The organism is Hyphomonas sp., from assembly GCF_017792385.1.
Classification (GTDB): Bacteria; Pseudomonadota; Alphaproteobacteria; order Caulobacterales; family Hyphomonadaceae; genus Hyphomonas.
Genome location: NZ_CP051230.1, coordinates 1,383,417 through 1,409,601 on the forward strand (window position 1 = coordinate 1,383,417; position 26,185 = coordinate 1,409,601).

Below are 26,185 nucleotides of genomic sequence, written 5' to 3' on the forward strand. Positions count from 1 at the left end.
AGGCAGCTCCTACGGTATTTGTCTATGGTAACCGGTGTCATTTTTTCTGCAAGGGTGTCTGGCGCAGATTAGTGCGGCCAGCGTTCGGTCAGCACTTCAACTTGTCCTTCATGGAATTTCACTTCCATGGCCGGATCACTTGGCATCCCGTCTGCGAAGAGTTCATAGATGATGCTGCCATCCGTTTGGACGCTCTCGATGATGCGCACCGGCTCGGCCGCACCGGCCTCGAAGGCGGCATCGCGGACATCACCGGGAACATCGGCCCAGGCCAGGTCACGCTGGATTTCGACGACTTCGGCCACGCCATCGGCAAACAGGATGTCGAGTTCGATTTCCGACCCGTCCGCGCGTTCGCCCTCGACATCGAAATAAACACGATCCCCGCGCTCCTTGCGCAGCACTTCCATCACGGTCATGTCCGGCATGGTTGCGGACACCGCAGCCTGAACCGGGCCGGGCAGGTCTTCCGGCGCCAGTTCGGTGACAATGTCGCTCTGGCCGTGATCGGATGGCGCGGGATCAGCGCCACAGGCAGCGAGCAGGCCGGCAGCAACGAAAACATGTATGGCTGGTTTCATGGTCAGGTCCCCCATTGGGTGAAAGGCACTTTGGCGAAGAGTTCCCGCTCGCCTTGACGCGGGTCGTTTTCGACGCGTGTTGCGGCGTCAAAGATCATGGTTTGCCGGTTGGGCAGGGTGTGGGTGTCCCAATGTGGCAGACCGGCATGATTGGGGTGGCCATTGCGTGCCATGCTGATGAAGGCGCGGGACAGCTCATCCGCCACGCGGGCATACACGCCGCCGGTGGGGACGCGCGTGCCATCATGGACACCTGACCGGTCAAGATTGTCGAACGCAAAAGCAATGTCGATTGTATGGGGGGCGCCCCATTTGCCGCCATCCTCGGGCGATCCAAGATCGAATTGATAGACCCAGGTGGGGCCGTCCTGTACTGCGCGGGCATCAGCCTCCTCGACCTGTCCGCGCCATGATCGGCCGGCGGTCGCCGCCGCGAAAAACACATCGCTGGCAGACCAGTCCGGATAGAGTGTCCGATAGGTTCCGATGACTTCGGCCGGGTCGATGTCGCAGCGCATGTGAACCGCGAGCAGCGCGGGCAGGTCCGCCCAATCGAGATCGAAGGTCTTCGGCTGTTTGCTGCCGATCAGGTTCCGGGTCTCGTCCTTCGTGTTTCCGAGAATCATTGGGATGCCTGCTGACTGCGCCGGAGCGTCCGGCCAGAAGGGATGCCGCGTGAGGAACCGGCCATCCAGTACCGGCCCGAAATACAGGCCTCGGTCCGGATTGATCGGGTCCGCCCCTGAAAGCGCTTCCACAAGTTGTTCCATCGGCGCGGCCATGAGGGCCTGTGTGTCTGCCGGGTCAATTCCGGCTGCGCGCAGGAAGGTCTCGGCACGTTTGCGGCCGTTCAGCGGGCCGCAGGCTGTGACCTGCTGACCACTCATGGTGGCGGCCGAGTGAAACAGTCCCTTTGCGGACGGCGCGGCCATGAGTGTGGCAATCTTCGCGCCGCCGCCGGACTGGCCAAACACGAAGATACGCGATGCATCGCCGCCAAAGGCGGCGGCGTTGGCTTGTATCCAGCGCAGCGCCTGGACCAAATCCCACATGCCGGCATTGCCGGAATCCGGAAAGTCCGGATTGAGCTGCTGGAGGGAAAGATAGCCGAAGGCGTTCAGACGGTGATTGACGGTGACGACGACGACATCGCCCTTGATTGCCAGTTTTGTGCCGTCATAGAGCGGCGAAGAGCCGGAGCCGCTCGCATAGGCACCGCCATGAAAATAGACCATGACCGGGCGCCTTGCGTCATCCGCGATGGCCGGGGTCCAGACATTCAGGAACAGGCAATCTTCACTGACCGGACCGTCTGGTCGTTTCTGAGGTGCGGACGCGCCATATTCTGTGGCGTCGATCACATCCCTCCACGGCGTCGGCTGACGGGGCTGGCTGAACCGGGTTTGCGCCGTATCAGCGCCATATCGGATACCCTTGAAGACGCAAACGCCACCCTGGCGGTGGCCGCGTACCCTGCCCCAATTGGTCTCGGCGATGGGATCGCCGGGCGGACGACGGGAAAACCCCATCAATGGGCTCGCCCCTGCCAGCATGGCGGCCCCTTGCGCAAAGGTCCGGCGGGTCAACGTCATGCAATTCCCTCCCTTGATCCCGCGCTAGCGGCGAACATCCAGGCCGTTTCTGGACAGGAGGTCCTCGACCTCCTGGATGCGAGTCCGATTGTAATCTCCGGCTACGGAGTGCTTGATCACTGCGGAGGCGGTCGCAAACTCTACCACGTCCTGCAACGGTGCAGTGCCTGTCAGCATGTGCAGCAAGCCACCAGCAAACGCATCACCGCCGCCGATCCGGTCCACGATGCCGGGCATGTCAAATTCCCGGGAAACCCAAACGCCATCGCGCGTCGCCAGGCGTCCGGTAAGCCTGTGATGGTCTGCACTGACTTGATGGCGCATGGTGGAGGCGATGTGCTGGAGCCGGGGCAGGCGCGCAAACACGGCGGCTTCGGCGTCGGCTCGGTCTGAATGGGATTCGCCGAAGATCAGGCCGACATCGAGTTCATTGATGAAGGCAAGGCTGGCATGGCTCAGCAGTTCCGCCAGGATTTCCGGCCCATTGCCGGACCAGGCCTTCCAGAGCTGCTCACGATAGTTCCCGTCGAACGAGATCCGGACGCCGAGTTCCGTGGCCGTTCGCGTCGCCTGCAGCGCCGCGTCGGCCGCATTGGGCCCCGTGGCGGGCGTGATGCCGGAAATGTGCAGCCAGTCAGCCCCCTGAAGGATGGACCGCCAGTAATAGGCGTCGGCGGGACGGGAGACGAATGCGCTGTGAGCGCGGTCGTAGACAATGCGGGACGGGCGCTGCACGGCGCCGGTTTCCAGGAAGTAGAGCCCGACCCGCCCGTCACCGGTCTGGATATGGGTGGTATCGACACCCTGTCCGCGCAAATCCTGAAGGATGGCTTCGCCAAGGGGATTGTCCGGCAGGCAGCTGACCATGCGGGCCGTGTGGCCGAACCGGGCGAGGGACACCGCCACATTCGCCTCGGCGCCGCCGACATGTACATTGAGTTCGGGCAATTGCATCAGGCGCTGGTTTCCCGGCGCGCTCATGCGAAGCAGCAATTCACCGAAGCAGACAATCGAGGCTGCCATGGGCGGTCAACCTTTCCCCCGCGCTAGCGGGCCAGCCAGCCGCCATCCACGGGCAGCGTTATACCCTGAACATAGTCCGATGCGCGCGAAGAGAGGAAGACCACAGCGCCGCCGAGATCGGAGGGGTCGCCCCAGCGTCCGGACGGGATACGGCCAAGTATTTCGCGATTACGCGTTTCGTCTGCCTGCAGCGCCGCTGTATTGTTCGTGGCGAAATAGCCGGGAGCGATGGCATTCACATTGATCCCGTGTTTCGCCCATTCATTGGCGAGAATCTTGGTCAGGCCGGCCACGCCGCTCTTGGAGGCTGTATAGGACGGAACGCGGATCCCACCCTGAAAACTCAGCATACTGGCAATGTTGATGATCTTGCCGCCGCGCTGGCCTGCAATCATGTCCCGGGCCACAGCCTGGCTGAGAAAGAACAGCGTGCGCAGATTCACATTCATCACGCTGTCCCATTCCTCTGGTGTGAAGTCTATGGAGTCGTTGCGTTTGATGATGCCGGCATTGTTCACGAGAATGTCGACCGAGCCGAGGGCCGACTTCGCATCGGCGACAATCTCTGTCACATGGTCTGCGCTTCCAAGGTCTGCCGTGATGACATGTGCCTTGCGGCCAAGGGCTTCGATCTTGCGGACGGTGTCGTCCGGTTGGGACCGGCCCACCAGGGCCAGGTCGGCCCCGGCTTCTGCAAGGGCAACAGCCATGCCCTGACCCAGGCCGGTATTGGCCCCGGTCACGAGGGCGCACTTGCCTTCTAGGCTGAATGGATTCTGGCTCATACGGTCCTCCCCGGGCCGATTGTTCTTTCAGGTCTGAGGTATCTGCCTCAGGATGCGAGCACGCCCTTGATATAGTCGGCGATGGTCTGGTCTTCTGCATTCGCGAAGAAGTACTCCTGAAAGCGTTCGCCGGAAACGGCAGCCTTCAGCAGATCCTGATCGACAGATTTAAGGACGGTCAGCATGTCATGGTGCGAGGCAGCCTTCATTTCACTGAAGATGTTGCGATTCTTAGCCATGATGGCGGCGCGCTCTTTCGGGTAGCCGACCCCGCGCTCGACTTCGAACAGCTTGCGGTAGCAGTCCTGCAGGTTCAGTTCAGCCGCCCAGCCGAAGCCCTTGGCGTAGGGCATGGAAATGGCATTGCCGTCATTGATCTGGCCGAACAGGAAGGCGTCGGTCGGATCGATCACGAGACCGCAGATCACGCCGGGCATGGCGTTGCAGCCCAGCATGGAGCCCATGCCCGTGCCACATCCCGTCACGACGAAGTCGGCGGCTTTCGAATTCAGCAGGATGCCCGCCAGAAGTCCGTTCATGACATAGGTCAGCTGGGCATCATCCTCCGGGCCGTACATGCCATAATGGAAGAGGGAGTGCCCAAGCGGCTCGACGACCGTCTTCAGCGCATCATGGACAATGCTGCTCTTGGCTGCCTGGCTGTTTTCAATGATCAGTGCGATCTTCATGGGGACGTCCTTTCAAGACCTCGGATTCTGTGCCGTTGTGGGCATCGGATGTGTGCTGCAACTCTGGCCGGGCCGGCCTGCCTGGGGGGGCTGAGGGCGCGAAGCAGCCTGCATATGGTAACCGGTGTCATAACACTTGCGTCCGTGGCTGACAACCATTGTGCCGGGCAGGACTCAGAGGGATTTCGTCGATTCCCGAACTACAAGTTCCAGCTGGAAAGACTGCATCTCCGTGATGGATTCGGACCCCGACCCCCGCTTGACCAGAAGATCTGCGGCGGCGCGCCCAACCTCCCGGATGGGCGAGCGGACCGTAGTCAGCGGCGGCCAGATGCGCGCTGAAATCGGTGTGTCGTCGAAACCGACAATCGAGAGGTCTTCCGGGATCCGCAGTCCGGCCTTGCGCGCTGCGACATACACACCAACCGCCATTTCGTCATTGCCCGCGAAAATGGCAGTGGGTCTGTCCGGCCGGTTGAGCAGGCGGGTCGCGCTGGTGACGCCTGAGTCGAACGTGTAGGCACCCTCCACGGTCAGTTCAGGCGCAAGTTCCAGCCCGTAGCCTTCCAATCCGCGCTTGAAACCGGACAGGCGCTCATGCGCCGAACGGAAGGTTTTCGGACCATGTATGTGCCCGATCCGCTTGTGGCCCAGCTGGGCCAGGTGCGCGGCAGCCATCTCGGCCCCCTGGGCATCATGGGTGCGAATGCTGCGCGACGGTATGTCCAGTTCAAGCGACGCGATGCGGACATAGTCGCATTCTTCCTCGCGCAGCATTTCTGCCAGGGTTTCGTCCTCGGAAACCGAGGGCGTGAGGATGATGCCGTGCGGCTTGTGCTGAAGGATGAAGGAGCGGACCCGTTCGCGATAATTGTCCTCGCCCCGGTCGCAAGGCCTCAGCACCAGTTGAAAGGATGTGTCGCCCAGCGTGTCGAGAATTCCACGCTGCATGTTCACCACATATTGCGGGCTCGGATTGTCATAGACCAGCCCGATCAGGAAGGATCGCCGGAACGCGAGCGCGCGGGCCTGCGGGTTGGGCGTGAAGCCGGTCTCGGCAATGATCTGCTTGACCTTCTTCCGGGTTTCCTCCCGTACGAGCGGCGACTCATTGATCACACGCGACACGGTCTTTTTGGAGACCTCCGCCATGCGCGCAATGTCGATTATGGTCACCTGCGCCCGGTCTCGTCCCGGCTTCGGCTCATGTTCGTCGTCACTCATATGAACGCCTTACTGTCTCACGTTTCTTTTTGACGTGATTTGAAGGCGCTTCAAGTCCCCTTCGCTTTCAGCCCGGAGTCGAGGGCCTCTTCTGAAACAGGTTGCATCGTTTCGAGATCCCATTGAGACGGATCGAACACGCGGTGCGTCGGCTCGACCGCGGGATACCCGCCGACCTGGTCCTGGCTGTCGATAATCTCTCCTCGGCCTTCCGCGGTGTCGGCCAGAATGCGAACATCCACCGCGTCGCGATCCCATGGCCGCGCGCCGGCATTTTTCAGCACGTAGGGTTCAACCTCCGAGGCGTCGAGAATCGGCAATCCTGTAATGATATCTGAAGGGCCAGTCGTGTCGACGGTGGCCGATGCAGCGGTAGTGTATTGGCCGAGTGCCGGCAGGGGGCTGCCCCATTTGTCGATGGCGAGATTGTCCCGGGCATGAAGGTCGAGACTTCCATCGCCGCCGATCATGAGCAGCGGCAGACCGTCACTGGTCGACGGACCCGCCCGCATGACATTGCCCACCAGATCCATGTGCCCAGCCTGTGCGGGAACATCGCCCCATTCGAGTCCTTGCAGATTGTAGTGAATGGCGCGCTGGCCGGGATTGTAGATGAAATTGTTCACGATCGCGCCGCGCACGCCGCCTTTGAACAGGGGGCTTCGTTCGAAATTATGGGCATACAAATTGCCGTAAATCAGGATGCCGCTCACATTGTCGTGGATCAGGGATCCCTTGGAGTGCTCGCCCTTGGCATGTGTCGAATGCGACAGGCCTTCAGCAATGATGTTGTTTGTGTAGGCGATTGACTGGGACGTTCCGGCGCGCCATGCGTCCGGCGTGTCACCCGTAAAACGCGGGCCGGAGGCCGACAGGTTTTCATCCGTCGCCCAACTCAGGGAACAGTGGTCGACAATGACATTGTGGGCAGAGATGGTGGTGATGGCGTCGATATCACGTCCGCTGCGATAGGCCTCGCCGAGATCGCCGGGGCGGACGCGCAGATGCTGAACAATGATGTCATGGCCTGTAATCACCATGCCACCGCGGATCAGAGTGATTCCGGGGGAGGGGGCCGTTTGGCCGGCAATGGTGACATTGGACGTTGCAAGGCGAAGATTTTCTCCGTTCAGGTCAATCACGCCGCCGACTTCAAACACGATGATCTTCGGGCCTTGCACATCCAGCGCTGCGCGCAGGCTGCCCGGGCCACCGGATGCCAGGCTGGTCACCCTCACAATCTGGCCGCCCGCGCCGCCGCGCGTCATGGAGGCCGGGCCGAGCGGTCCCATCCAGGGGGCCTCGGCAGGTGCCGTGCTCGCAGACGGGCCGGGCGTTGTCATTCCCGGTTGCTGCGCGGTTGCGCATCCGCTCAGTGTTAGGACAGCGGCAGCTGCCAGCGATTTCAGCACGCTGCTGTGAACATGATTTGTCATGACGTTTTCCTCGCATGTCTTCCGGAGTTTGCCGACTCTTCAGCCTGACGAGACTGGTCCGGACGACTTTTTATCATTATGGAGGTTTGAAAATGACACCGGTTTCCTATAGTGTCCACCCCAAGACATACAGGCCGAGGAAAAAGCGTGAGCGTACTTGAAAACATAGCAAAAAAATTCGTTCAGGCGCGGCGTTCGGCCGAACCCATGGCTGAATATCCGGGGCCGCTTCCGCAATCCCTTGCAGAGGCATATGCCATTCAGGATGCGGCGATTGCCCTGTGGCCGGATGAAATTGCCGGCTGGAAGGTCGGACGAATCAATGGGAGCGATATCGAGCGGTTTGGTACAGACCGGCTCGCGGGACCGATCTTCACGTCCCAAGTCAGCCGACAAGGTGATTCCGTCGCAAACTGTCCGGTCTATGCAGACGGGTTCGCGGCGGTTGAAGGCGAGTGTGTGGTGATGGTCGCGCAGGATGCAGATCCAGAGAAAACGAATTACACGACCAGCGAAGCAATTGATCTGATCGCCAGCATCCATGCGGGTGTCGAGATTGCGAGCAGTCCGTTTTCCGGCATCAATGACCATGGTCCGCTGGTGACGATATCCGACTTTGGAAACAATTGCGGGCTGATCATCGGTGACATCCTGCCGGAATGGACGACGCTGGATTTCACGAACTGGCCGTTCGAGACGCTGATAGACGGAGAATGTGTAGGGGCGGCCGATGCGTCCGGAATTCCCGGCGGGCCTGTCGAATCGTTCCGGTTCATGCTGGAGAATGCTGCGCAGAGAGGCCTGCCCCTGAAGAAGGGAATGGCGATTTCCACCGGTGCTGTCACCGGTGTTCATGTCGCATCGGTCAGCCAGTTTTCTACGGTGCGCGCGCGTGGGGTACGGGATATTCCGCTGAAACTTGTTCCGACCGGAGAGCTGGCGAATTCCTCTGTCTGAGGTCGCCTTGGCCCCCGGGGGGGGCAGCTTAGTGTCTCACGGTCATGGGATTGCGTGCAGAATCCGTACAGGCTTCCTCGTGGTCCGATATTGTGTAGACCATGATCGGAGACGATTTGTATTTGTAGATACCAGGTAGATACTGGTACTTCAGCTCTTCTTTCGATATTTTCACGATACGGATGTACTGGCCGCCATTGATGGTGATCACCTTTTTTGGGTGATTGTCGAAATGTTGCGGCAAGATGATGAGCTTGCAGGTTTCGCCCTTCGCGCAGGAAGTAAGATGATTGCGGGCGTCCGGACGACTGGCATCCTTGTGGCCGATAATACCCGTCTTGTATGGGATCAACAGGGACTTGTCATGGCCATTGAAGGTCGAGTAGCTGATTGCGTATGCGCCGCAATTCTTGACGTGAAAATGGGTTTTCGCGTTCGCAGGCAGTTGGAATGCCGCCATCCCGGCAAATGTGGCAGCGACCAGGCGGCCAAACCCTTTGAGGCGCTTTCTGCCTGGCAGCGGCAGGAGAGCGAGTGACTTTTCCATCTCGACGTCACCGGGTTTTAAAAATGGCTATCGCTTCGCTTCCTTGGGGTCGTTCAGATGGTCTTTGCAATGCTCTTCCTTGTCCGAGATCGTGTAGACGATGATGGGCGAGCTCAGATTGGAGACATTGCCCCAGATATCTTCAAAACGCCGCACACCTTCCTTGACCTCTGCAATTCGCATGTAGTGGTGAGCCTGGACCTTGATCACTTTCTTGGGTTGATCCTCAAAGCCGTTCGGCTCCATCCGCAGCTTGCAGAACTGCCCTGTATGGCAAACCAGCTTTCTGTAGTTGGCGTCGTCACTTACGGAGTTCTTTGCGCCCAGGGCCCCATCCTCATAAGGGATGGATTCGAGACCGTCGCTTCCATTGTAGGTCTCATAGTCGATTTTCGTATCAGAACAATTCTTTACCCTGAAGGGTACGTCGGCCTGGCAAGTCATGGCAGAACCGAGGACGAAGGTTGCGCTGGTGATTGAGAGAAGTTTCCACGGCATTACGATGAGTCTCCTGCGTGTCTGTAAGGGGCGGGCGTGGGATAGCTTCGCGACCGAGCCGACTCCGGATCGTGGTCAAAGTGGGGGTTCGGTACCTGTAGAAGCAATGATGCTTGGTGTATTCCAGGTCTTCGCCTCTGCCTGACCGTGGACGCCGAACTTGAAGCGTGTTGACCGGCGGTGAAAACATCTCGGCGCAGACTTCTGAAGAGGTATGAAGATCGCTTACGGATAGTTCAGGACCTTCGCATTCTCTATGGGATCGCTGCAGCTCTCCTCATGTGGCGAGATGGTATATGTGACGATCGGAGCAGACTCGTATACTTTCTTGTTGTCATCGTCATTGTACTCGATCAAGCGGGACTCAATCCGTGCCAGCCTGAGATAGTGCTCCGCTTCGACGCTCACGACCTTGTCGAGCTGTTTGTCGAATTCGTCCGGGCGCAGTTTGATCTTGCACTTTTCGCCGAAGTGACAGGCTGTCTTCCTCACGCTGGCATCCTTGGCGTCTTCGTCCATGCGCTTGAAGTCACCATGCTTGTAGGGTGAGAGCATCAGCCAGTCATCGCCATTGTAGGTCCAGAAGTGAACCGGGTACTCGCTGCAGTTCTTTACGCGAAAATGCACGTCAGCGGCGGCAATGGGCGCGGTGACAATGGCTGCGAGGATTGTGGTCGCCAGAATCTTCAATTTACGCTCCTGTTCGGTGGCGCCATGACTTGCTCAGTACAGGCGCACAAGTTCTGTTCGATCTACATCGACAGAGCCATGCTGGAGGCCCGACCTTAATGGGGTGTTACCAAGGGTAGGCGCATTCGCCCGGTAAGGTTGCACCAGCATCTCATCCATTCACCTGGCTGGGTGGGGCTCGCTGCCGGGCGTGGGGAACCGGCGTGGAGTCAACAGCGAAGCCAACGAATTCCTTCCGTCTGAATCGCTTTTGATGCGAGCCCCGCCGCTGTCCTATTGCAGACCGGCACGCTCCGAAAGCCCCTGAGACGTGGGAGACACGACCCGTTTCGTGGTCCGCTTCAAACGCCGTGGGCGGATGAAACTGTGCCAGGCGGCGCAGTGGAAAACTGGCTCAGCGAGCGGTGAACAATCCTGATCGTTGGCATAATATTGCGGTGAAACGGGCGAAATGCGGATGGACTCCCAACATTGACCTTGTCGCAATCTGCGAGGGAGACCGTCGCATCAGTCTGGTGGCCTTCGGGCATATGGCGCAGAAACCAGAGGAGATGAGACACCCAGGTCCATTCAGGCGCGAGTCCCGAGACCGGATTGAGTAGAGAACTGAAGATAAAGCGCCTCTTCCATTCGGGACCGCGAAAAAAGCCCCGGAGACCTTGGGTCGCCGGGGCCATTCGAGGATCGCGCACTGGGAGGAACGCAATTTCATAATCGGACCGGGCGCGGTGGCCCGGTCCGGGGAGGCTGGATCAGAACGTGTAGCGCGCGCCCAACAGGAAATTCCGGCCCGTGTGATGGTAAAGGGTCGGCAGGTTGAGGCGGTCGAACGTCTGATGTTCGAACTCGTCAGTCAGATTGATCCCTTCGAAGGTCAGGTCGATCTGGTCGGTCAGCTGGTAGGACATGGACAGATCGATGTTGTAGGTCGATGCCACGCCCCGCTCTTCCCGGCCTTCTGTGCGTCCGGATCCGTTCGGGGAGCGTGTCTGGTACTCGTCCCGGTAGGAGCCGGAAATGCGGGCTGCAAACCGATCATCCTCATAGTAAAGGGTCATATTGTGCGAGATCTTGGAGAAATCGTTGATTTCATCCGAGTCCGCATAGGTCAGGTTGCCGACGAAGCCGGTATTGCTCAACAGGCCCGGCAGGAAGAAGAAGGGCTGCTGATAGACCACTTCGAGACCCTGAATGGAGGCCTCCCCGCCATTCTCGACCTGGCTGACCGCCACAAGCGGGTCCAGGCCATTGGCGAGGTCTTCACCGAGCGGGCTGGTGGACGAGGCAACGCTGGCGGGCAGTCCAAGTGTGCTGAACGCCACTTCGGTGCTGGCCGGCGTGAGGAAGTAGGATTCGATATCCTTGTAAAACAGGGAGACCGCAATCAGGCTTTCCTCTGCGAAGTACCATTCGGCGCTGAGGTCAAAGGCCGTGGCGCGATAGGGATCCAGCTCGGGATTGCCGATGCTGAAATCATACGGCTCGCCGCTGAACGTATCCAGATTGCCGCCGGGGGTCAGGTTGCCAAGGGATGGCCGTGCCATGACCTTGGCGATACCGGCACGGAACTGGACCTGGTCTGACGCTTCCAGCACGAGGTTCAGGGATGGCAGGAAATCCGTGTAGGAATTCTCGACCGTCCGCAGGGACAGGCCACCATCGCCCGGCACATAGCCGGAGGCCGTGGTGGTGGTTTCGACATAGCGGGCCCCCACATCGCCGCGCAGGAGCATGCCGGACAGTTCGGTTTCAAAGTCGAGCTGCGCATATCCGGCCAGATCCTCTTCCTTGACCGACCGGTTGCTTTGCGGCCGCGAGGAGATATCGCCGGCAATGTCCAGAATGCCGCTCAAATCGATGGCTGCATCCCAGTTTGCGCTGACCCAAGATGTATCATTCGACCCATAGTCGAGGCCATTGCCAAAGCCGGTCACGAGACCGACGAGCGATCCGTCCACTGGAGCTGCAGCATCAAAACCGTCAAGATCGGCCACATTGCCGTCAATCCGGATCTCCCGGGTCGAGAACTCGTACTGCTTGTAGCTGAGTCCGCCGGACAGCGTCATGTTTGACGCGAAATCGTATTCCAGGTCAGCCCGTACGGTTTCGAAATCATTGTCCGAACCCTGAGGACGGTTGCGGAACTGTGTGAACAGGAATTCCGACGGGTCGGTGACATCCGTGTTGCCATAGCTGATGGCGGGCAATTCAAGATTGTTGCGGAAATCATAGGAGTAACCTTCGACCGGGTTGGCCGCATCGAAGAAGACTGTCGCCTGGACTGGATTGTCGAAAGAAGACGAGGATTGACCGGCGAAGAATGAACCGCGGAGCGTGTCTGAGAAATCGTGCTCCACCTCAAAGGTCAGCTGTGTGAACTCGGTGGTGTAATAGTCGCGGCGATGCTCGCTGCGCATCGGGATGATGCCGTTGCTTGTGTCAGCAAGCACGTCCCCCTGAAGATAGTCCAGGACGCCGTCGCTGTTCACATTATAGTCCGTCACCGCGATATTATCCGTGTTCGACCGGACAAAGACCTGCAGGAATTCCTCGTCGCGCTGGGCGTCGAGTTCGGAATAGAGGCCCTCCACCGTGATCGTGGTGCGATCGCTGGGGCGGAACTGAAGGGCGCCGGTCAGGCCGGTCCGTTCCTGATCATAGGTGAGGCGGCCATAACGCGGGATACGCGCATAGTAGGAATTGCGTACCTCATCACATGCTGCCGGGAATGGGTCCGCACCGATGCAGGTTTCGCCATTCACGGAACGGAAGGTGCCCTGATCGTCGAACCGGACAGACGAGAACCCTTCCTCGCGGATCGTACGATCCTGGAAAGCGGCCGAGACGAGCGCGCCGAAGGTTCCGGAATCATTTTGCCAGGAGGCCAGGCCAGCGAAGCGCGGCGAGGTTTCCTCGACCAGATCATTGTAGAGGGCCTGCGCCGAGGCAGAGAAGGTCCAGCCCTCGTCGAAATCGAGCGGACGAGCCGTTTGCAGTTCAACGACCGCCCCGAGGGAGCCTTCCTCGATGGAGGCCGATTGTGACTTGCGGACGACAAGCTGGCTGAACAGTTCGGAAGCGAATGTGTTGAAATCGAACGAGCGGCTGCGGTTGGTGCCGCCGGATGCGTCCGAGCCACCCCCCGTGGCCAAGGCATCCATGCCGTTGATCCGGACCCGCGTGAAATCGCCGGACAGGCCGCGCACGGTAATCCTGCGGCCTTCGCCGGCCTGACGATCAATTGCGATGCCCGGAATCCGCTGGAGCGATTCTGCAAGGTTCAGATCCGGGAAGTCGGCGATGTCTTCCGCCAGGATGGCGTCGACGAAGCCGGTCGATTCCCGTTTCACGTCCAAGGCTTCTGAAAGCGATTCACGGAAACCGGTTACCACGACGCTGTCGAGAACCTGATCGGCCTCTGCGTCGGCGGTGTCTTCGACGGTTTCCTGTGCAAATGACAAGGATCCTGACAGCATCATGCTGGCCAGCGATACGCTGGCTAGGATTCGGACTCTGGTGGGTACCCGCATTCTTAATTTCCTCCCGATATACTTTTATCACCGGAATGACACCGGTGTCAGAACTCGTCTACCGCATTTTCGACCTGCGTTCAAGCCTGAGTGGAGAATGCCAGCGTTCTATCGGGTGTCACGGGGTTCCAGAAGGAGGCCTCAGGCGACGGCCTTTTCTGCGCTGTCGATGAATCTGCTGACGCTCGGTGCGAGGTCTTCGAGCGATTCACCCGTTTCCTGAATGCGCTCCGCAACTGCTTCCAGGGCAAAGGCTGCGTCGGAAACCTCTCCGAACCCGAAACTGCCGGCGCTGCCCGCAATGGCATGAGAAAGCCGGCGGATGTCTTCCAGCACAGAGGCATGGTCCGGTTGTTCAAGAATTTTGGACAGTTCTCCCGGAACGCCGGCAAGATAGTCGGCATACTTGGCCGTTAGCGCGTCGACCGATGTTGTGGTATTCGCAGGCACGGCAACGACGCTTCCTGACCGGCCGTGCCGCCGAACGGTTTTCTCAAGTTCATCAATATTGATGGGTTTCGGTGCATGCGCCGTCATGCCGGCCTGCAGGCATTCCTTGATCTGTTCGGGCAGGACGTTGGCTGTCAGCGCAATGATCGGCGTCTGCGCAACGGGTCCGGACATCGATCGGATCTCGCGCGTTGCTGCCAGTCCATCCATATCCGGCATCTGCACGTCCATCAGGATGACATCATACCGGTTTCCTGCGCTCAGGTCGTCGAGTGCTGCCCTGGCGGATGAGAAGGTGGCGACCGTGTGCCCCTGTCTGCCGAGACCGAAAGCAACAAGTTCGAGATTCATCGGCACATCATCGACCGCCATCACTGTCAGGGCGCCTGCATGGGCGTCTGGCTCCGCGTCCGATTGCGATGTTTCCGGTGGGGCCACCGGCCGGGCCGGCAAGACCAAGCGGGCAGTTGTGCCTTCGCCCACGCGGCTCTCAAGGACCAGATCGCCACCCATCAGGCGTGCCAGGGAGTGGCTGATGGAAAGTCCCAATCCGGTTCCTCCGAATTTGCGCGTGATGCTGTTGTCTGCCTGGCGGAAACCCTCGAATACATGTTCCAGCTTTTCCGGAGCGATACCGGGGCCCGTGTCCACGACTTCAATGGTCAAGGTCGCATCCTGAACCGAGGATTTGACGGCGACGGAGCCCTCAAGGGTGAATTTTGCAGCATTGCCGACAAGGTTTGTCAGGATCTGCTTGATGCGAACTTCGTCTGCCATTGTGTGGAGGGGCTGGATATCCGTTTGGAATTCGACCTTGGTGTCAGGCCGGGCGGCCCTGACCAGGTCTACCGTCTCCCCAACAAGCCTGGGGATATCGACCGCACGTTCTTCCAGTTCGATCCGACCGGCCTCGATCTTGGAATAATCCAGAATGTCGTCCACGATCTCCCGAAGATGCCGACCTGCTGACAAGGAGCGTTCGACGAACAGGCGCTGTTCGTCGCTGAGGTCAGTCTGTTCCAGCAATTGCGCAAATCCCAGTATGCCGTTCAGGGGCGTGCGAATTTCATGGCTCATATTCGACAGGAATTCCGCTTTTGCCTTTCCGGCAGCTTCTGCGGCGGATCGTGCTTCGGCCAGCGCTTTCTCGCGGGCCTTGCGTTCTGTGACATCACGGAAGGTAGAGATCACTTCTTTCGTATTGCCATGCTCATCCAGGATGACGTTCGGATTGCCTTCGAGCCAGATAATGTCGCCATCCTTGTTGCGAACACGGAATTCCCGCAGCGCGGCCGGGTCGACGGCCGATGTGTGAAACAAATCATCCGTCAGGTGCTCAGCATGTTCGCGATCTTCGGGGATCGTGAAGTCGACAGTGGACAAACCAACAGCATCCTCCGGGGACACACCCAGGATTTCGCAGGCAGGTGAGGCGTAGCGAATGACGCCGTCAGGCCCGAACCGAACGATGATGTCTGTCGAATAGTCGGCGAGCGTCCTGTATTTCGATTCGCTCGATGCCAGGGCCTCGAGAATGTTCTGTTCGTCGGTGATGTCCCGGAACACTCCGAACACGCGATCCACGGTTCCATTGGAGTCGGTGTGGACCTCGCCGATTGACCGGACCGTCCGTCGCTTTCCGTCAGAGCGCCGGATAAGGGTAGCCTGAAACTCCCAGCCTTCGGCCTGGCTGATCCCGCGTTGAACGAGAGACCGGACGCGGTCACGGTCTTCCTCTGCGTAGAACATGATGGCGTCGCCATACATCGGATCGAATTCTTCCGGCGTCACACCATGGATCGCGTAAACCTCGGGCGACCAGTCCACTTGCTGGGTTTCCGGATTGAGGGTCCAGTGACCAACGCCCGCAAGCCGTTCTGCCAGATTGGCTTTCCGGATCATTTCCAGCTGTTGCTGGGATTTCATGCGCAGGCGAGCGCGTGAGGTCTTGATCTGATTGACCAGCCGTCGCCGGTCGGAGGCGGCCGCACCAACCGCGAGCCCAAGAACAGAATTGGTTGCGAGAAACAACTGCAATGCCAGAATCTTGGCCGTCATCTCTGTCGACATCAGGCTGATCGGGCCGGTTCCGGCCAAAGTAAAGGGCAATGAGATGGCCGTGATCATCAACAAGCCAATGGCAGCTGCCTTCACGCCGCCGCTGAAGGCGACATAAACCAGCGCAGGCGGTACAAGGAACAAAAACGGGTATTCGCTTTGCGCAAACACGAAAAACGTGGTGACGCAGAGCAATCCCAGTTTCAGGATGAACTGGACGTCCGGCGATGCAATTTCGAATTTGCGCGAGCGATCTGTGAGCGACCAGAAAACCGGTGTGAAGAGAACAATGCCGAGGAAGTCTGCGGCAAACCAGAGGGTCGCATCGGAAAGGTACAGGGAATCGCCGGTCACCATCAGGCCCAAAGCCGCAAGGCACGCGGATATGAAACATCCAGCGAAGCTCGCGAAAATCAGGATTGAAATGCCGGTCAGGCTGATGAACCGAACATTCTTCCACCGCAGGAAAGCAAAGGCAACGCAACAAACTTCGGCCAGATTGGCGAGGGCAAGTATGGCGCCGCGAACCAGACCGTCTCCCGCGTAGAGATTGGCTGCCAGCAGGCCGCCTGTCATGGCCAGCAACTGGGATAGCCAGTTCCTGGCAGGGCTTTTCAGCAGGATCACGATCAGCATGGCGTTCACCGGCCATATGGCGGCGACGCGACCGGAGCCGCGGGTGAATTCTATCACGAGCGACGCAACCAGAAAGATCAGTATCCCGAAGCCGAGACTTCCGGCCCACCGGACGAGCCGGGCAAAGGGCTCGGTGTCATTGCCGGTCAGTATTCGGCGAGGCTGGCCTTTTGCGGTCATGCGTGGACCTCCAGTGTTTCGGCGCGGCGCCGGACGGGGCGCCTGGCTGAGCAAGACAGGATTGTCCTAAGAATTTGAATCTCCGTGTGAGTCGGACGGGTCACCAGTTTCAGTTCAGTTGGCGAGGAACTCAAGGTGTCCTCTCAGTGCGAGTTTGCAGCCCCAACGTCCACGCTGTACAATCGAGTGGAACCGCTGTTCAATTTGGTTTAGAATTGAAGTTTCTGGCAGGGCCGTATGGCTGCGTTGACAGGAACATCTTAGGCGCTTCCCAAGGGACATTTCTGGAAGCGATGTGGAGTGGGGCGAAATGTATTCAGATATCGTATCTGCAGAATTGCGGTCTCTGAGAACCTATGCCCAGTTGCTGATCGACGATGCAGACTTGGGCGACCGGGCCGTTTGCGCCACGCTCAGCGACATCATTTCCTCAGCCCAAACGACGGATCTCGGTGGCCTGTGCCGGGTAACGCTCTTCCACCAATTGGACATCAAGCTTCTCGAAACGCTTGATGCGCGAGGTGAGGACGGCGCTGTATCGCCGCTGCTGGATGGACTTTCGATGCTGGAGAAGCGGGTTCTTCTGCTGGCAGTAGTGTGCGGATTCGATGCGGCCGACATTGGCCGGATCACCGGGACCGGTGAAGCTGAGACGCGCGGCGTTCTTGCGCGCGTTCAGATGGCGATTTCAACGGCCACGCGTGTCGGTGTGCTGATCATTGAGGATGAGCCACATATGGCGGATTTGCTGTCCTTGCTGGTTCAGCAGACGGGCCACTGGGTTGCCGGAATCGCCCATACAGGTGAGCAGGCTGTCGAACTTGCGCGTGAAAAGACGTTCGGACTCATCCTTTCGGATATCGAACTGAACCAGGACATGTGTGGCAAGTCGACAGTACGAAACATCCGGACTGTTCTGGGCAAGGATGTGCCGACCGTCTACATCACCGCGCATCCCGACCGGGTGGGCGAAGCCGACACGAAGGGGCGGGATGCCCTGCTGTCAAAACCATTCGACATCTGGCGCGTTCGCGATGCGGTGAACACTGCGCTTCATGCTTTCGCGCCTCGGCACGCAGTCTGAACGTACTGCAGGGCCGTGCAGTTATCACGTCAGGGAGCGACGGAGGCATCCCGCAGATCGCGGTTTTGTGAAGCAATCTTCACACTCACAATGTAGGCCTTTTCGCCTTCCATGTTTGCGAGAATGAGGCCTGCCTGGTCGCTGGGGATGAGGCGCAGAAAGCCTGCGGCAAAAGACGGGTCCATCTGGTTGAAGATGCCGGCGGCCTGATCGGGTTTCATCGCTGAATACATCTGGGCCAGATGCTGGATATCCTGATTGGCCGTGCTGGACATTTGCTGCCAGCGTTCATCCAGTTCCTGCTGGATCAGTTTGAGCTCTTCCGCCTGCTGGGTCAGTTCAAGCTTGCGGTTGCGCAACTCGATCTCGTCGTCGCGCAGCGCAGAAATTCGCTGCTCGATGGATATCTGGTCCTGTTCCATGGCAGCCGCCAGTTCTCCGGTCAGGCAGACGCTCTGAACCCGGTCGGATTCGTCGACCGTCAGGGATTGGGACAGCGAGCTGCCGGGCAGGCGTTCGCTCGCATCCTGTTTCGTCGTTGCAAAAGCCTGAGGCAGCCACCGTGTTCCACCGGCAATCGTGAACAGGACGCCGATGGTCAGCAGGACATGTGTGCGGCCGTTACTTTTTATGCCCATGATGCTCGTAAACCTTCCTGGTCGTGACGGTGTCTTCATCGTCAAACAGATAGTCGGTGCTGTCGAATTGCGCGCTGGCCCGGCTGGCGAGCGTCTCGAGTTTCCGTGTCAGTCGCGATATCTCGTCGATTCGTTCCGACGACTGCGCGAGGGCTTCGCGCATCGTACGCCTGATTTCCGCGTCGGTGGACTGGATCCGGCGTGAGGTTTCCCGATCCTTGATTTCCAGCGCGTCTTTCAGCTCGGTAAGCTTCTTGCCGGTGGCTTCGGCTTCCTTCATCACCGCCGACAGCCGCGTCATCAGCTCACCCGCCTGAGCCTGGGTTTCATGCCGTGCCGACGAAACGGCGGCAACGGATTCGGACATGGCGCGGATCGAGGCACCGAGTCCGTTTCGCGTATTCTGGAGTGCCTTCAAACGGCGGCTCAGCAGCGCGCAATAGAGACACGCGGCGAAGGACACCAGGAACAGGGCGATATCTGAAGGTTCGAAAGGCATCATCTCACCTCAGCAGGAATTCGGTGACGAGCACGCCGTGTGATACGTCTGTGCCGAGAACGACATCCGCCCGCACAGCCAATTGTTCGCGCATCTTGGGATAGAAATCGGCCGACTCGAAGTCCGACAGCGTCAAGGCCCGCAGATATCCGACAAAGGCGTCGACCAGCATGGGCTCGGCCTTCTTCACCGCTGCCATGTTGCGGGAGTCGGATATGACCGATGTCTTGATCTTCACATAGCGGGTGGCTGGCTCATTACCGATCGTGACGAGGATTTCCTGGATGTCGACATAGACATACTCTTCCATCGCCAAAGGTGCAGCCACATGGCTGCCATCGGCAGCCGTCACGCAGGCCGCAGCCTCGGCGGAGCCTGAATTGCCTGACAGGAAATAGACGGCGCCGAAGGCCCCGGCAGCGCACACGACAGCCAGCGGCGCCAGCGCAGCCAGGCCTGGCCCGCCTGACGCTTTTTCTGCAGGTTCCGCTTCATTGTCGGTCGCCACGATCACCCCCGGAAAAAAAGTACCGCAGGTGCAGCCTTATTAACCGCCGGGTAAAGGAAGCGTTAACGATTTCGCGAAAAATATTAACCAATAGCAGAGTGTGCGTTGGGAACGGGATTGGTGCGCCTATGAAACTGTTGGAGACGCTGAAAGCCCTGTCGATGGTGCAGAAGCTGACATTGGCAGGAGCGGTTGCGGGCGTTGTCCTGGCCATGACGTTCATGGTGCAAGGCGCGGTCAAATCGCCGATGGCGCTGCTGTACTCCGGTCTGGATCCGATGCACACCGGCGAAGTGATCAGCGAGTTGGAGAAACGCGGCGTGGATTACGAGATCCGCGGCGAGGCGATCTTCATTCCCCAGTCGCAGCGCGATTCCGTGCGCTTCGCGCTGGCCAAGGATGGCCTGCCGCAACAATCGGTGCGCGGGTACGAATTGCTGGACGACGTCAACGGGTTTTCCGTGACATCGGAAATGTACAATGCTGCCTATTGGCGGGCAAAGGAAGGCGAACTGACCCGGACCATTCTGGCCATTCCCGGCGTATCATCGGCCCGTGTTCATATCGGCGCCAGCCTGCGCTCCGGCTTCGCCCGATCAGGGCCACCCCAGACTGCATCCGTCACGCTGGTGTCCAGCACCAAGCTCAGTGCCAGTCAGGCCGAGGCGATCCAGTATATGGTGGCGCTCGCCGTTTCCGGGCTTGATCCGGCCGACGTGGCGATCATCGACCCGAAGCGCGGGCTGCTGGCCGGTCCGAATGTCGACCGTCTCGAAGAGCCGGGCATTGTGGCCGAGAATCAGTCGAGCCGCCTGGAACAGAAAATCCTGCGTCTGCTCGAGGCTCGCGTAGGCCCCGGCAATGCTCGCGTATCCGTATCGGTCGATGTGAACCGGCAACGTCAGCGCGTGTCCGAAGTCGTGTTCGACCCGAATTCCCGGGTAATCCGCAATCGTACCAGCAATGATGTCAGCGAAGCGAGTGGCGGCGGCGCCGCCGGTGTCACGGTTGCCAGCAACCTGCCGCAAGGTGGAGGCGGGCAGGGGGGCGGCTCCAGCACGCTGAAGAACTCCACCGAAAGCGTGGTGTACGACATCAATGAGACGCGGCGCGAAACCGAAACCCTGCCCGGCGAAATCGAGCGCATTTCCGTGGCGGTCCTGCTGAATGAGCAGGTGCTCGGGTTTGACGCGAATGCCGAGGATTCCGCGCCCTTGATGCGCAGTCTTGTCAGTGATTTCGAGCAACTTATTCTTTCGGGCGCCGGTCTCAGCGCCGAGCGGGGCGATTCGCTGACAGTCGAGTTGATGCCATTTCAGGAAATCGAAGTCGAGGAACTGACGCCTGCTCCAGGGCTCGTTGAAACGCTGACAGAGCGCTACTTCTGGTCCGGTCTGCAGGCGGTCCTGCTTGGGATTGTTGTGATTGTGCTTGGCTTCGGTGTGGTTCGTCCACTGCTCTCTCAGGGGCGCAAGGGCGAGTTGGCCGTAGGCATGGATACCGCGGTCGACGGAGGGTCGCAGACGCTGACGACCGACACGGTCGATCCGCTTGACTACCTGAAGAGCTATACGCGTGAGCGTCAGGATGAAACCGCCAACCTGCTGCAGGAATGGCTGAACGAAGACCGGAAGGCGCTGGTCAATGAGTGAGTCGCCCTTTTCCAACCTGCCGCGCTTTGACCATCACCCGGATCAGGGCAGTTCGTCCGGTCTGACATATGCGCCGGTGCCTGCCGCAGAGCCGGAGGCCCGGCCGGCGCCTGCTACTCCTCAACCGGAAGAAATGGCACCCACGCCGGTGCCGCGCGATCCGAATATCGACCTGTTGCTCAATCGCCTCGCAGAGGAAATTGAGCAGGCCGATGCGCGCGCACAGGCCCAGACCGTGAATTGGGTGTCGGCGATCAGCGAGAAACTGTTCCCGGAATTGTCCAAGGCCTTTCTCGCAGAAGAAATAGCGCGACAGCTGCCCGAACTGATGCCGGGCGCAGCCGCACATATAGACATCGCCGCGCCGGAAAGTCTGGCGCGGGACATCAGCGAACTGGTCGAGTCTTCGCCCCGACTGAAGCCAGTCTGCACGGTGTCGGCTGGGCCGTCTGGCCGGCCCGTCGAAATATCCTGGACGACCGGCGGTCTGACGCTGGACTTTGACGGCTTGCTGGATGCGTGTCTCGCTCGCCTGAACGAACTTAAATCGCACACACGGGAATCAGTGTAATGGCCTATCCTGAAATGACGCCTTCGGATGAAAATGCGGTCGAGACGGATGACGCCCTGCCGGGCGGCAAGGTGTATCGGTCCATCTACAATGTGCCGGTCAATGTGATTGTCTCGATCGGCCAGAAGCGTCTGACCGTTTCCGAAATTCTGGAACTGCGTCCCGATTCGGTGATCGCCCTGTCTGCCCGGATCGAGGATCCGGTGTCGCTGACCGTCGACAATAAGCTGATTGCCCGGGGAGAATTGATCGAGACCGAAGAAGGTGGACTGGGCGTGAAGATCACGGAGATCGCGGAGGACCCCGATGCCACGGGGACTTGAGTTCCTGCCACGGCTAGCCGGCGGGTTGATCTTTCTGATCTTGTTGCTCGCATTGGTCGGCCCTGCCCACGCACAAGAGGCCGGTCAGGTCGAACTGCCCCTGCCGGACGCAAGCGGCTTCCTGAACAATGGCGGGGAAGGCGGACTGAGCGGCTCGGTCATCCTGCTGCTTGTCCTGGTGACGGTGCTGAGCCTGGCGCCGGGCATTGCCATGATGGCCACCTGCCTGCCTTTCATGATCATCGTGTTTTCGTTCCTGCGCCAGGCCATCGGTGTCCAGCAGGCCCCCCCGAACATGTTGATCATGGCGCTTGCCATGTTCCTTACTTTCTTCGTCATGGAGCCGACCTTCATGGAGGCCTGGGCGGCGGGCATCTCGCCCTATATGGACGGAACGATTGGAGAGGCCGAAGCATGGACCGCCACGACGGAGCCTTTTCGGGCCTTCATGACAGCGCGTGTCGATCCGGAAACCATCCCCGTACTTGCAGATGCCGTGAACAGGCCGGTCGTCGAGGGCGAGGACCCATCCTTCGCTCTGCTTTCGACCGCCTTCATGCTGTCGGAAATCAAGCACGCCTTCCAGATCGGGTTCGTGATATTCCTGCCTTTCCTGGTGATTGATCTGGTCGTGTCGTCTGTCCTCATGGCAGTCGGCATGATGATGGTGCCGCCAACGGTTGTTTCGTTGCCGTTTAAGGTGGGATTCATTGTTCTGGCCGATGGCTGGCTGAAGATCACTGAAGCGCTGCTGCGAGGATATGCCGGATGAATGCCGTGGTTGAAACAAAACAGGTTGCACCACAGCCGACAGGGCAGGGCCAGGCCGTCAGCCGGGTGCCGCAGACCGGTGTTGCGCGCCCCTTGAACCTGACCCGCGCCCAGAAGGCAGCCGTTGTGATTGCGATGCTGGGCGAAGCGGAGGCGCGTCCGATTGTGGAACGTCTCGATGACCGGACCATGTCGCAGGTTGCCACTGCGCTGGAGACGATATCGACACTCGGTCGCGACCAGCTGGCGGAAATTGCCGTGGATTTCCTGCGGGAGTTGCGGGCCGCGAGCGGGTCCTTTTCCGGTGGTCAGGACAAGGCCCGGGAGATCATTGCGAACATTCTCGACCAGAACCGCTATCAACAGATCTATGGCGCGCCAGAAGCCGAAGATGGCGCCGAGCAAACAGCCGAGACTTCAGACACCTGGGTCCGCCTGGAAAAGTACGATCCCCAACTGGTCGCCGACTATTTCCAGTCCCTGACGCCGAACATCATGGCGCTGATTCTGCGCAAGCTGGACGTCGCGGTGGCATCGGAGATTGTGCGCTTCCTTGATGACAGCCTGCTGGACCCCGTCATGGGCCATCTTGTCGAGGATGAGGCCCCGGATCCGGAAATCTACACTGTGCTGGCCCACATGATCGATCTGGAATTGCTGAACACGCCTGCCGGCCCTGCCGGCGCTGAAGACACCAGTCATCTTGAAGTGATTGGTGAGATGCTGAGCCTTGTGCCAAGCGAGCGGAGGGATCGTATCCTCTCATTCCTGAACACATCGCACGAGTCCAAGCTGAAGAGCATCGAGAAGGTGATGTTCACCATCGACAGCCTGCCGGAGATCATGGCGCGGGAGATGGTCCCGATCGTGTTCCGCGAGCTCGGCGAAGACGTCATGATCAAGCTGCTCGCCAGTCTTCAGGGCCGCAATGCCGAAATCTCGGACTATTTGCTCAGCAACATCTCATCGCGCCTCGCGGATCAGTACCGCCTGCAACTTGAAGACGAGGCTGAAATGACCGTTGAAAAGGCCGAGAAGGTCCAGCGGGAATTCCTGATGTCGCTGATGAGCATGAAGCGTGACGGCACGATCAAGATCGGCAAGCCGGAAGAGGACTGAGCCTCCGGTCAGGTTCGCCAGCGCCCCGACCTGAGCGAGCTCTTGGGATTAACGGATGATCAGATCGGCGTGCAAGGCGCCTGCGGTCTTCATGGTCCGGATAATATCTGCCGTTTCCTGAGGCGTCACGCCAAGCGCATTCAATCCTGCGATCAGTTCCGACAGGGAGACGTTCGCATCCAGCATGGCGATGTTCTTGCTGCCCGTCTGGCCAATCGTGATGCGAGACCGGGGAAGGGCAATGGATTCGCCCCTTGCGAAGGGGTTGGGTTGCGAGACAACGGGGCTTTCGACGACCTTGATGGATATGTTGCCCTGTGCAATTGCAACCTTCGAGATGCGAACATCTTCGCCCAAGACGATGGTGCCGGACTTCTCGTCGATTACGACGCGGGCCGGGACCGATACGCTGACCGGCAGATTCTCGATTTCGGCAAGGATGCGCGCCGGGGACCCGCTGATTCCGCGCAGGTCCAAATCAACCGTACCGGGATCGCGCGTATAGGCGACCGGTGCACCATAGGCAGTGTTGATGACATCCTCGATACGGGCGGCTGTCGTGAAATCAGGGTCGCGAAGTGCCAGGACCAGACTGCTGCGTTCGTTGAAGTCATAGCCGATCTCGCGTTCAATGCGAGCGCCATTGGGAACGGCGCCGGCGGTCGGCGTGCCCCGTGTTTCTCTTGCGGCCTGGGCCTGAACGTCGATCCCGGACACGATGATGCTGCCCTGGGCGACGGCATAGATTTCATTGTCAGCGCCCTTCAGCGGGGTCAGGATCAATGTGCCGCCTTCAAGGCTCTTGGCGTCGCCGATGGATGACACTGTCACGTCAATCGTCGAACCGCTGCGGGCGAAGGAAGGCAGGGTGGCGGTAACCAGCACGGCGGCTGCATTGTTGGGCTTGATGTCTTCGCCCTGTACATTCACGCCTAGCCGCTCGAGCATGTAGGTGAGCGAGTCTTCCGTAAAGGGAGAGTTCCGGACGGAGTCCCCGGTTCCGTTCAGGCCAACCACGATGCCGTACCCGATCAGATCGTTCTGGCGCACGCCTTCCACATCCACCACATCCCGGATTCGCGTCTGGGCGTCGGCAGGGCTGGACGCGCCGAAGGCAATCAGGCCGGACAGAAGGGCGATCAGGGCGGTGCGGAACATCTTGATTATCCCAGATAGTTCAGAAGAGAGAGTTGCGACAGACGCGCGGTGAGCAGGTAGGAGGCTTCGAGGGTTGCTTCGAGCGCCTGCAGTTCGGTCGCGGCTTCATACTGGTCCCGCGCCGTCAACTGGTTGAAAGAGGCAACCAGAATCGTTTCCTGGGTATCGAGACTGGTCAGTTCATTTGCGATACGTTCCTCGAACACGCCCAGATCCGCGCGAAGATTGGTGATGTCCGTTTCGCTCGAAGACAGACTGAGCGAGGTATCCTGCAACAATTGGCTATAACCATCCAGGCGCGACAGGCCCCCGTCAGGTCCCCCGACGGCAAGGATGACAAGGTCAGTGACAAGGGAGCGGATCGCATCATGATTTGCGTTCACGCCCTCGGGGTCTGATGTTGTGGTGCTGCCCTGATACACGTCCTGAAGCCAGCCTCCGGTGGGAGACGTGAAATAGGTATCGACCTGCGCCTGGAAGTCGGCCGCGCTGGTCGCGGTCTGGGCTATCTGTTCGATGTCGGACAGAAGCCTGGCCGGATCGGGGAAGGGCTGGCTGGCCGTCGCATCACCGGCAAACAGGAAACGGTCACCATAGCGGGCATTGAGCGACGACAAGGTGGAAGTCAGTGCGGCCTTTGCGTCGCGGGCTGCCGTCGCGGTCTCGGTCTTGTGTTCGCCCACAGCGGCACTGAGCATGCGCGCGGCGATCCCGCTGGTGCTGTCCTGAATGGTGGTCAGGCTGTTCTGGATCAGGGACAGGCGCGAACTGCGCAGCGTCAGTATCTGACGATCCGAGCCGATGTCGTCGACGGCCTTCTGGCTGAGCATCGCCTTGCCGATCCGCCCGGACAGGTGGAGGGTCAGGTCCTCATACCGGCCTGTGGTCGCTTCGGTGGATGTCGTACTGATCCGTGATCGCAGTTCCGAGACGTTCTGACTAAGGCTGGCGGTCAGCAGGCCGGCGGATATGGAAAGATTGCTCAT

General features: G+C 59.6%; 24 protein-coding genes. 7 read left to right on the forward strand and 17 right to left on the reverse strand.

What is annotated here, in order from left to right:
- Positions 1-68: 68 nt before the first annotated feature.
- From HF955_RS06990 to HF955_RS07020, 7 genes are all read right to left on the reverse strand, one after another.
- Entirely contained in the window at positions 69-581 is a 513-nt protein-coding gene (locus HF955_RS06990; RefSeq protein WP_291078832.1) for a hypothetical protein, read from the reverse strand.
- 2 nt (positions 582-583) lie between these two features.
- Complete coding sequence (locus HF955_RS06995) at positions 584-2,173, reverse strand: carboxylesterase/lipase family protein (protein WP_291078833.1); 1,590 nt, start codon at positions 2,171-2,173, stop codon at positions 584-586.
- A 24-nt stretch (positions 2,174-2,197) separates the two neighbouring features.
- Entirely contained in the window at positions 2,198-3,196 is a 999-nt protein-coding gene (locus tag HF955_RS07000) for a sugar kinase (protein WP_291078834.1), read from the reverse strand.
- 23 nt (positions 3,197-3,219) lie between these two features.
- Positions 3,220-3,981: a 2-dehydro-3-deoxy-D-gluconate 5-dehydrogenase KduD gene (gene kduD / locus HF955_RS07005; protein WP_291078835.1), complete on the reverse strand. Its 762-nt coding sequence runs from the start codon at positions 3,979-3,981 to the stop codon at positions 3,220-3,222.
- Positions 3,982-4,028: 47 nt separating this feature from the next.
- Positions 4,029-4,670 (reverse strand): RpiB/LacA/LacB family sugar-phosphate isomerase, encoded by a 642-nt coding sequence (locus tag HF955_RS07010; protein ID WP_291078836.1) that lies wholly within the window; start codon positions 4,668-4,670, stop codon positions 4,029-4,031.
- A 174-nt stretch (positions 4,671-4,844) separates the two neighbouring features.
- On the reverse strand, positions 4,845-5,894 hold the full coding sequence (locus HF955_RS07015; RefSeq protein ID WP_036261666.1) for a LacI family DNA-binding transcriptional regulator: 1,050 nt from the start codon (positions 5,892-5,894) through the stop codon (positions 4,845-4,847).
- 50 nt (positions 5,895-5,944) lie between these two features.
- Positions 5,945-7,330: a pectate lyase gene (locus HF955_RS07020; RefSeq protein ID WP_291078837.1), complete on the reverse strand. Its 1,386-nt coding sequence runs from the start codon at positions 7,328-7,330 to the stop codon at positions 5,945-5,947.
- A gap of 207 nt (positions 7,331-7,537) precedes the next feature.
- Between HF955_RS07020 and HF955_RS07025 the strand changes: the two genes are divergently transcribed.
- Complete coding sequence (locus HF955_RS07025; protein WP_291078838.1) at positions 7,538-8,287, forward strand: hypothetical protein; 750 nt, start codon at positions 7,538-7,540, stop codon at positions 8,285-8,287.
- A gap of 28 nt (positions 8,288-8,315) precedes the next feature.
- Here HF955_RS07025 and HF955_RS07030 read toward each other — a convergent pair whose 3' ends face one another.
- From HF955_RS07030 to HF955_RS07050, 5 genes are all read right to left on the reverse strand, one after another.
- Positions 8,316-8,834, reverse strand: a complete 519-nt coding sequence (locus tag HF955_RS07030; protein ID WP_291078839.1) for a hypothetical protein — start codon at positions 8,832-8,834, stop codon at positions 8,316-8,318.
- A gap of 27 nt (positions 8,835-8,861) precedes the next feature.
- The gene (locus tag HF955_RS07035) at positions 8,862-9,332 is read right to left on the reverse strand and encodes a hypothetical protein (protein WP_291078840.1); all 471 of its coding nucleotides are present in this window, start codon (positions 9,330-9,332) and stop codon (positions 8,862-8,864) included.
- 225 nt (positions 9,333-9,557) lie between these two features.
- Positions 9,558-10,022 (reverse strand): hypothetical protein, encoded by a 465-nt coding sequence (locus tag HF955_RS07040; protein WP_291078841.1) that lies wholly within the window; start codon positions 10,020-10,022, stop codon positions 9,558-9,560.
- Between the two features lie 752 nt (positions 10,023-10,774).
- Positions 10,775-13,552, reverse strand: coding sequence for a TonB-dependent receptor (locus HF955_RS07045; RefSeq protein WP_291078842.1), 2,778 nt, complete (start codon positions 13,550-13,552; stop codon positions 10,775-10,777).
- Positions 13,553-13,693: 141 nt separating this feature from the next.
- Complete coding sequence (locus tag HF955_RS07050; protein WP_291078843.1) at positions 13,694-16,876, reverse strand: PAS domain S-box protein; 3,183 nt, start codon at positions 16,874-16,876, stop codon at positions 13,694-13,696.
- Between the two features lie 310 nt (positions 16,877-17,186).
- Between HF955_RS07050 and HF955_RS07055 the strand changes: the two genes are divergently transcribed.
- Positions 17,187-17,960 (forward strand): response regulator, encoded by a 774-nt coding sequence (locus tag HF955_RS07055; protein ID WP_291078844.1) that lies wholly within the window; start codon positions 17,187-17,189, stop codon positions 17,958-17,960.
- 29 nt (positions 17,961-17,989) lie between these two features.
- On the opposite strand, the gene HF955_RS07060 is transcribed toward HF955_RS07055, so the two are convergent.
- From HF955_RS07060 to fliL, 3 genes are read right to left on the reverse strand one after another with little or no spacing between them, the layout of a single operon-like run.
- A complete protein-coding gene (locus tag HF955_RS07060) occupies positions 17,990-18,598 on the reverse strand; it encodes a hypothetical protein (protein ID WP_291078845.1) in 609 nt (202 codons plus the stop codon).
- Positions 18,582-19,100, reverse strand: a complete 519-nt coding sequence (locus HF955_RS07065; protein WP_291078846.1) for a hypothetical protein — start codon at positions 19,098-19,100, stop codon at positions 18,582-18,584. The genes HF955_RS07060 and HF955_RS07065 overlap by 17 nt, the downstream gene beginning before the upstream one ends.
- A 1-nt stretch (position 19,101) precedes the next feature.
- Entirely contained in the window at positions 19,102-19,605 is a 504-nt protein-coding gene (gene fliL / locus HF955_RS07070) for a flagellar basal body-associated FliL family protein (RefSeq protein WP_291078847.1), read from the reverse strand.
- Between the two features lie 128 nt (positions 19,606-19,733).
- Here fliL and fliF point away from each other — a divergent pair, with 128 nt between their 5' ends.
- The 5 genes from fliF to HF955_RS07095 are packed head-to-tail and all read left to right on the forward strand — an operon-like array spanning position 19,734 to position 24,041.
- Positions 19,734-21,257 carry a flagellar basal-body MS-ring/collar protein FliF gene (fliF, locus tag HF955_RS07075; protein WP_291078848.1) on the forward strand — a complete coding sequence of 508 codons (1,524 nt, stop codon included), beginning with the start codon at positions 19,734-19,736 and terminating at the stop codon, positions 21,255-21,257.
- A complete protein-coding gene (locus HF955_RS07080; protein WP_291078849.1) occupies positions 21,250-21,828 on the forward strand; it encodes a hypothetical protein in 579 nt (192 codons plus the stop codon). Before fliF ends, HF955_RS07080 begins: the two co-directional genes overlap by 8 nt.
- A complete protein-coding gene (locus HF955_RS07085) occupies positions 21,828-22,151 on the forward strand; it encodes a FliM/FliN family flagellar motor switch protein (RefSeq protein ID WP_291078850.1) in 324 nt (107 codons plus the stop codon). Before HF955_RS07080 ends, HF955_RS07085 begins: the two co-directional genes overlap by 1 nt.
- Positions 22,135-22,923, forward strand: a complete 789-nt coding sequence (gene fliP / locus HF955_RS07090) for a flagellar type III secretion system pore protein FliP (protein ID WP_291078851.1) — start codon at positions 22,135-22,137, stop codon at positions 22,921-22,923. Before HF955_RS07085 ends, fliP begins: the two co-directional genes overlap by 17 nt.
- A 5-nt stretch (positions 22,924-22,928) precedes the next feature.
- Positions 22,929-24,041 carry a FliG C-terminal domain-containing protein gene (locus tag HF955_RS07095; RefSeq protein WP_291078852.1) on the forward strand — a complete coding sequence of 371 codons (1,113 nt, stop codon included), beginning with the start codon at positions 22,929-22,931 and terminating at the stop codon, positions 24,039-24,041.
- 48 nt (positions 24,042-24,089) lie between these two features.
- Here HF955_RS07095 and HF955_RS07100 read toward each other — a convergent pair whose 3' ends face one another.
- Positions 24,090-25,199: a flagellar basal body P-ring protein FlgI gene (locus tag HF955_RS07100; RefSeq protein ID WP_291078853.1), complete on the reverse strand. Its 1,110-nt coding sequence runs from the start codon at positions 25,197-25,199 to the stop codon at positions 24,090-24,092.
- 5 nt (positions 25,200-25,204) lie between these two features.
- Complete coding sequence (locus HF955_RS07105) at positions 25,205-26,185, reverse strand: flagellin (protein WP_291078854.1); 981 nt, start codon at positions 26,183-26,185, stop codon at positions 25,205-25,207.